Origin of the sequence: Streptomyces lydicus (assembly GCF_000717345.1) — a bacterium.
Taxonomy (GTDB): Bacteria; Actinomycetota; Actinomycetes; order Streptomycetales; family Streptomycetaceae; genus Streptomyces; species Streptomyces lydicus.
In genome coordinates, this window is record NZ_JNZA01000082.1 from 1 (window position 1) to 3,803 (window position 3,803).

A 3,803-nucleotide genomic window follows, 5' to 3' on the forward strand; every position below is an offset into this window, starting at 1 on the left:
CCTCGGGGAGGAGGGTGTGCGGGCCGCGGCCGACCCCACCGCCCCGGCCCCCGACGACGCCGACCGCGGCCCGCACACCCTCCTCCCCGAGGAGCGCCGCACCATCGGCTCCTGGGACCGCGACCTCGACGCCCTCACCGCCGAGCTGCGCCGCTCCCGCGCCACCGTCCGCGACGTCCCGCTGCCCGCCGCCCTCAGCGCCACCCAACTGCTGCACCTCGCCGCCGACCCCGACGGCTTCGCCCGCGAACTCGCCCGCCCCATGCCGCGCCCGCCCCGCCCCGGCGCCCGCCGGGGCACCCGCTTCCACGCCTGGGTCGAATCCCGCTTCGAAGAACTGACCCTGCCGCTGCTCGGCCCCGACGAACTCCCCGGCGCCGACGAGGCCGACGAAGCCGACATCACCGACGAAAGCGACCTCGAAGCCCTCAAGGAAGCCTTCGCCCGCACCCCCTACGCCCACCGCACCCCCTTCCGGGTCGAAGCCCCCTTCCAGCTGACGCTCGCCGGACGAGTGATCCGCGGCCGCATCGACGCCGTCTACAAGGAGCCCGGACCCGACGGCGACCACTTCGAGATCGTCGACTGGAAGACCGGCCGCGCCCTCCCCCGTAGCCTCAACGGCACGGGAGGTGCCCCCATCGCCGACCCCCTCCAGCTCGCCGTCTACCGCCTCGCCTGGGCCGAGCGCTACGGCCTGCCCCCCTCCGCCGTGGGCGCCGCCTTCGTCCACGTCCGCAGCGGCGAGGTGATCAGACCCCGGCGCCTGCCGGGCCGCGCCGGACTGGAGCGCATCCTGCTCGGCGAGACCGCCGACCGTCCTCCCCCGAAAGGCCGATAGGCTCGGTCGTATGAGCACAACCCCGGACAGCGCCGTCCGCGCGTACCTCACCGGCCACCGCGAGGCATTCCTCGACGACCTCGCCGACTGGCTGCGCATCCCCTCCGTGTCCGCCGATCCGGAGCGCGCCGGCGAGGTCCGCCGCAGCGCCGAATGGCTCGCCGCCAAGCTCACCGGCACCGGCTTCCCCACCGCAGAGATCTGGGAGACCGAAGGCGACGGCCTGCCCGCCGTCTTCGCCGAGTGGCCCTCCGGCGACCCGTCCGCGCCGACCGTGCTCGTCTACGGCCACCACGACGTCCAGCCCGCCGCCCGCGAGGACGGCTGGCACACCGACCCCTTCGAGCCGGAGACCGTCGACGGCAAGCTCTACGCCCGCGGCGCGGCCGACGACAAGGGACAGGTCCTCTTCCACACCCTCGGCGTCCGCGCACACCTCGCCGCCACCGGCCGCACCGCCCCCGCCGTCAACCTCAAGCTGCTCATCGAAGGGGAGGAGGAGTCCGGCTCGCCGAACTTCCCCGCCCTGATCGAAAAGCACGCCGACCGCCTGGCCTGCGACGCGGTGATCGTCTCCGACACCGGCATGTGGTCCCGCGACACCCCCACCGTCTGCACCGGCATGCGCGGCCTGACGGACTGCCAGATCGACCTGTACGGCCCGGACCAGGACATCCACTCCGGCTCGTTCGGCGGCGCGGTGCCCAACCCCGCCACCGAAGCCGCCCGCCTGGCCGCCGCACTCCACGACACCGACCGCCGCGTCGCCGTCCCCGGCTTCTACGACGGCGTGATCGAACTCAGCGACCGCGAGCGCGAACTCTTCGCCGAGCTGCCCTTCGACGAGGAGCAGTGGCTGCGCACCGCCCACTCCCACGCCGCCCTGGGCGAGGCCGGCAGCACGACCCTGGAACGTATCTGGGCCCGCCCGACCGCCGAGGTCAACGGCATCGGCGGCGGCTACCAGGGCCCCGGCGGCAAGACCATCGTCCCGTCCACCGCCCAGCTGAAGCTGTCCTTCCGGCTGGTCGCCGGCCAGGACGCCGACGCCGTCCAGCAGTCCGTACGCGACTGGGTTGCGGGCCGGCTCCCGGCAGGCATCCGCCACAAGATCACCTTCTGGGGCGCCACCCGCCCCTGCCTCACCCCGCTCGACCACCCCGCGCTCCAGTCCGTCGTCCGCGCCATGGGACGCGCCTTCGGCCAGAAGATCCGCTTCACCCGCGAGGGCGGCTCCGGCCCGGCCGCCGACCTCCAGGACGTCCTCGGCGTCCCGGTCCTCTTCCTCGGCATCTCCGTCCCGTCCGACGGCTGGCACTCACCGAACGAAAAGGTCGAACTCGACCTGCTGATGAAGGGCGTCGAGACCGCCGCTTATCTGTGGGGCGACCTGGCGGAGACCTGGCCCAGGACCTGACCGCGCTCACCCCGCCCACCGTTCCGCGCCCGCAGCACGCAGCACCCACCCACGCCTCAGGGGGAGTTGGAAACAGCAGTGACCACCTGGACCGACCACACCGCCGACCGGCCGATCACCTTCAGCGCGCCGAGCGGCATCGACCGCTCCGCCCACCACCGTCTCGACGAGGCATGGCTGGCGGCGGCATGGAGCCACCCGACGACGCGCGTCTTCGTGGTGTCCGGCGGCCAGGCGCTGATCGACGACACCCCCGACGGCCGCACCGAACTGATCATGACGCCGTCCTTCGAGGCGCCGCTGACCGAGGCCCACCGCTACTACCTCGGCACCGACGACGACGGCGTCAGCTACTTCGCCCTCCAGAAGGACACGCTCCCCGGCCGCATGGACCAGTCCGCGCGCCCGGCCGGCCTGCGCGAGGCGGGCCTGCTCCTGTCACCCCGGGACGCCGGACTGCTCGTGCACGCCGTCGCCCTGGAGAACTGGCAGCGCCTGCACCGCTTCTGCTCCCGCTGCGGCGAACGCACCGTCATCGCGGCCGCCGGCCACATCCGCCGCTGCCCCGCCTGCGGCGCCGAGCACTACCCCCGTACCGACCCGGCCGTGATCATGCTCGTCACCGACGAGGAGGACCGCGCGCTCCTCGGCCGCCAGGTCCACTGGCCCGAGGGCCGCTTCTCCACCCTCGCGGGCTTCGTCGAGCCGGGCGAGTCCATCGAGCAGTCGGTGGCCCGCGAGGTCTTCGAGGAGGCGGGCGTGATCGTCGGCGACGTCGAGTACGTCGCCAGCCAGCCCTGGCCCTTCCCGTCCAGCCTGATGCTCGGCTTCATGGCCCGCGCCACGTCCTCCGAGATCCAGGTCGACGGCGAGGAGATCGAGGAGGCCCGCTGGTTCTCCCGCGAGGACCTCCGCGCCGCCTTCGAATCCGGCGAGGTCCTTCCCCCGTACGGCATCTCCATCGCCGCCCGCCTGATCGAACTCTGGTACGGCAAGCCCCTGCCGAAGCCGTGACACCGTCCGGTCCGTGCGCGGCCCGTTAGCCACGGGCTGCGCGGCACGGGCACAGAACGGGCACAGAACGGGCGCAAAGGGCCGTCGGCCGGATCCCTCAACGGGACCGGCCGACGGCCCTTGCTGGTGCGCGTACCGGCCTCAGGCCGCGCCCACCTTCTGCTTGACCTGCGCCAGAGACGGGTTGGTCAGCGTCGTACCGTCGGGGAACAGCACGGTCGGCACCGTCTGGTTGCCGCCGTTCGCCTTCTCCACGAACGCCGCGGACTCCGGGTCCTGCTCGATGTTGATCTCGGTGTACGCGATTCCCTCACGGTCCATCTGGCCCTTCAGCCGACGGCAGTAACCGCACCAGGTCGTGCTGTACATCGTCACAGTTCCCGCCATGCGCCCCGCGCTCCTTAAAGTCGTGATCAATACCGCCCACTCGGCGCGGCCACAGACCACAACGCACACCACCCCTGAGCAATTCCCACCCTGTCTCTTATACACATCTGACGCTGCCGACGATCTACTCTGTGTAGATCTCGG

Annotated in this window: 4 protein-coding genes; 3 read left to right on the forward strand and 1 reads right to left on the reverse strand. The window is 72.3% G+C overall.

Annotation, left to right across the window (positions count from 1 at the left end; translation table 11 throughout):
• From OO62_RS36000 to nudC, 3 genes are all read left to right on the forward strand, one after another.
• Positions 1-841, forward strand: an 841-nt coding sequence (locus OO62_RS36000; protein ID WP_033271946.1) for a PD-(D/E)XK nuclease family protein, incomplete at its 5' end; no start/stop codon positions are given.
• 10 nt (positions 842-851) lie between these two features.
• Positions 852-2,258, forward strand: a complete 1,407-nt coding sequence (locus OO62_RS36005; RefSeq protein ID WP_033271947.1) for a dipeptidase — start codon at positions 852-854, stop codon at positions 2,256-2,258.
• A gap of 78 nt (positions 2,259-2,336) precedes the next feature.
• A complete protein-coding gene (gene nudC, locus OO62_RS36010; RefSeq protein ID WP_033271948.1) occupies positions 2,337-3,272 on the forward strand; it encodes an NAD(+) diphosphatase in 936 nt (311 codons plus the stop codon).
• Between the two features lie 141 nt (positions 3,273-3,413).
• Here nudC and OO62_RS36015 read toward each other — a convergent pair whose 3' ends face one another.
• Positions 3,414-3,659 (reverse strand): mycoredoxin, encoded by a 246-nt coding sequence (locus OO62_RS36015; RefSeq protein ID WP_033271949.1) that lies wholly within the window; start codon positions 3,657-3,659, stop codon positions 3,414-3,416.
• Between the last annotated feature and the right edge of the window lie 144 nt (positions 3,660-3,803).

Bases quoted from the DNA above. Each gene is read 5' to 3' on its own strand.
- OO62_RS36015 (WP_033271949.1), bottom strand. From the start codon at position 3,659: ATGGCGGGAACTGTGACGATGTACAGCACGACCTGGTGCGGTTACTGC.
- OO62_RS36005 (WP_033271947.1), top strand. From the start codon at position 852: ATGAGCACAACCCCGGACAGCGCCGTCCGCGCGTACCTCACCGGCCAC.